Origin of the sequence: Glutamicibacter nicotianae (assembly GCF_006539525.1) — a bacterium.
In the GTDB taxonomy this organism is placed as follows: Bacteria; Actinomycetota; Actinomycetes; order Actinomycetales; family Micrococcaceae; genus Glutamicibacter; species Glutamicibacter nicotianae.
This window is the reverse complement of the sequence record NZ_BJNE01000036.1, coordinates 1-1,917: the sequence shown is the minus strand read 5'-3', so window position 1 is coordinate 1,917 and position 1,917 is coordinate 1. Positions and strand designations below refer to the sequence as shown.

Here is a 1,917-nt window from a genome sequence, read left to right as displayed (position 1 = left end):
GCTACAGGCGATCGGGGCCGATTACCGGGAACCAGCCGGCAACAACGAGTCGGCCGGCGACTACACCACCCGGCTGGGCGAAGACCACCCCCAGATCGCCAACGAATTGCAGTCCTTGAGAACTGTCATCCAGGAAAGTTTCTATGCCAACCGTCATCTGGGCGCTGATGACGCTTCCACGCTGCTGGACGCCTTGCACACGATCCAGTCCAATCTGCGCGGCGAGCTGAGCCTGATCCAGCGCATCATGGCTATCTTGTTCCCGGCTTCCATGCACCCGCGCCATTCCCGCGCGGTCAGGTCCACGCAAGCCAAACTGTAGCACCTGAGTTGCATCACCCGTTAGTGCACACCCCGCAACTGCGCTAACACTACCGCAGCTCAAGTCAGAGGCTTAAGGCGAGAGGAGCTGCGAAGGTGGCTCATATAGCGGCAAATAGCAAGCCTCAGCCTTAATCGCCGTTTCAACCACGTCGGTGGCTTCGCTGCGGGAATAACTTATCCCAGCCGAAGCAACGATGCGCAGTGGGCGCACAGAAAAGGCTGACGGAGGACACCTGAGTCGTGCTTCTCCGTCAGCCCTAGATCTAACTATCTGCTGTTCCGCCGAGTTGCAATCCAGGCTGGAAGTGAGATTACGGTCCCAACGATTCCAAGTCCGAAGATAACCCAAAGAGGCGTGCTCATGACGTTTTGCACGTTATTCTCGTCGATCATGACACCTGCATTGAACAGGGCCACACCGCCGCATACAAGGGCAGTCAAGCTGACCCCAAGCGCTGTTAGCCAGTAGTACTTTGTTTTTGCCAGCATATTTGCTCCTTAGTGGCTTCGGATGACGGCTAGTTGCAAAGGTTCTTTACGTAATCTAGGTATGTGTTTCGAATCTTGCTTGGTTCGAGATTCCAGGAGCTTTTGGTGAACGCTGCAACCTGGTGACAGCGGTACTGCCAGTACATGCGAGTGGTGTTCGCCTTGGCCCGATTGTACTTCTTTTTGTTGAGAGTCTTGGTCGGAGTCTTGGCGAGCGTTTCCTTCCAGCCAGCAGAGATCGCGGGCTGGAACCCAACATCGAATCGATTCCACCCAGTAGGGACGACTGACAAGGACACGACGCCAGACCGGCTAATCCACTTGACGCTCTTGATGAGGTCCTTACCCCACATCGGATCCGCCACAATAGGGTATTCGAACCCTTCGTGATCGACTACCTGGGTTACCGTTGAACCTGCAAATTCAAAGTGCGTTGGTACTTTCCGCACCGGTAGCGTCGACGGCCCATGCCGGAGCAATTCCACCAAGGATCTCGCCGTCAAGACCAACAAAATGGGCACCGCCTTCGTAGGCCAAAATCTTAGCTCCTTCCGGCAAGGAGAACTTGTTTTCCCTGGCGGCTCGATGCGTGGTGTGCCGGCGCCTACCCACCTTGTCCTCATGACCCTGCTCGGTGATTGGTCGGTTGAGGTTCAGCTCGGTTGGTGTGGGTGTAGCTTCGATGATGACGAGGTCGCTGTATCGGGTGCAAATATTGGCTCCGGCACCACGGATGGTGAGGGTCACCCCCGGGAGGTGATGTAGTCGAGTCCGCCGGCGACGGTGCGCCCTTCGGTGCGGCAGGTGGCGGTGATGGTTTTACCGAGGTCGGCCCCGAACAGATATTTGGCTTCGCGGGTGGCGGTCATTCTTGTTCCAGGATTTGGGTTCCTCAATTTTCGACGATTTGAACTGCGGTGGCACCGCTTTTCGTTCGTACGGTTCTGATGAAAACGCTCATGGTGGCAAGAATATCGGGGGTTCATGCCCGCTATTAGTACGCACTTTCATGGTTACCCAAGGGTAGGTGTACTAGTCACGAACGATTGGGGAAACCGATCAGAAAAAGTGATACAACTCAGGAGCGCCGGCACTGCTTGCCGA

The 1,917-nt window shown here is 55.9% G+C and carries 5 protein-coding genes; 1 reads left to right on the top strand and 4 read right to left on the bottom strand.

All coding sequences use genetic code 11. The annotated features are described in order from the left end of the window. A partial coding sequence (locus ANI01nite_RS16820; protein WP_170214684.1) for a hypothetical protein occupies positions 1 to 322 on the top strand: 322 nt, incomplete at its 5' end. Positions 323 to 591: 269 nt separating this feature from the next. Here the strand turns inward: ANI01nite_RS16820 and ANI01nite_RS16570 are convergent. The 4 genes from ANI01nite_RS16570 to ANI01nite_RS17100 all read right to left on the bottom strand — a co-directional run bounded on the left by ANI01nite_RS16570 (position 592) and on the right by ANI01nite_RS17100 (position 1,682). Then, positions 592 to 813, bottom strand: a complete 222-nt coding sequence (locus ANI01nite_RS16570; protein ID WP_066139744.1) for a hypothetical protein — start codon at positions 811 to 813, stop codon at positions 592 to 594. Between the two features lie 29 nt (positions 814 to 842). After that, positions 843 to 1,166, bottom strand: a complete 324-nt coding sequence (locus ANI01nite_RS17240) for a DUF2599 domain-containing protein (protein WP_371858983.1) — start codon at positions 1,164 to 1,166, stop codon at positions 843 to 845. Positions 1,167 to 1,236: 70 nt separating this feature from the next. Then, positions 1,237 to 1,560, bottom strand: coding sequence for a hypothetical protein (locus tag ANI01nite_RS16560; RefSeq protein ID WP_141359358.1), 324 nt, complete (start codon positions 1,558 to 1,560; stop codon positions 1,237 to 1,239). Continuing rightward, positions 1,557 to 1,682, bottom strand: a complete 126-nt coding sequence (locus tag ANI01nite_RS17100) for a hypothetical protein (RefSeq protein ID WP_255314584.1) — start codon at positions 1,680 to 1,682, stop codon at positions 1,557 to 1,559. The genes ANI01nite_RS16560 and ANI01nite_RS17100 overlap by 4 nt, the downstream gene beginning before the upstream one ends. Positions 1,683 to 1,917: the final 235 nt, after the last annotated feature.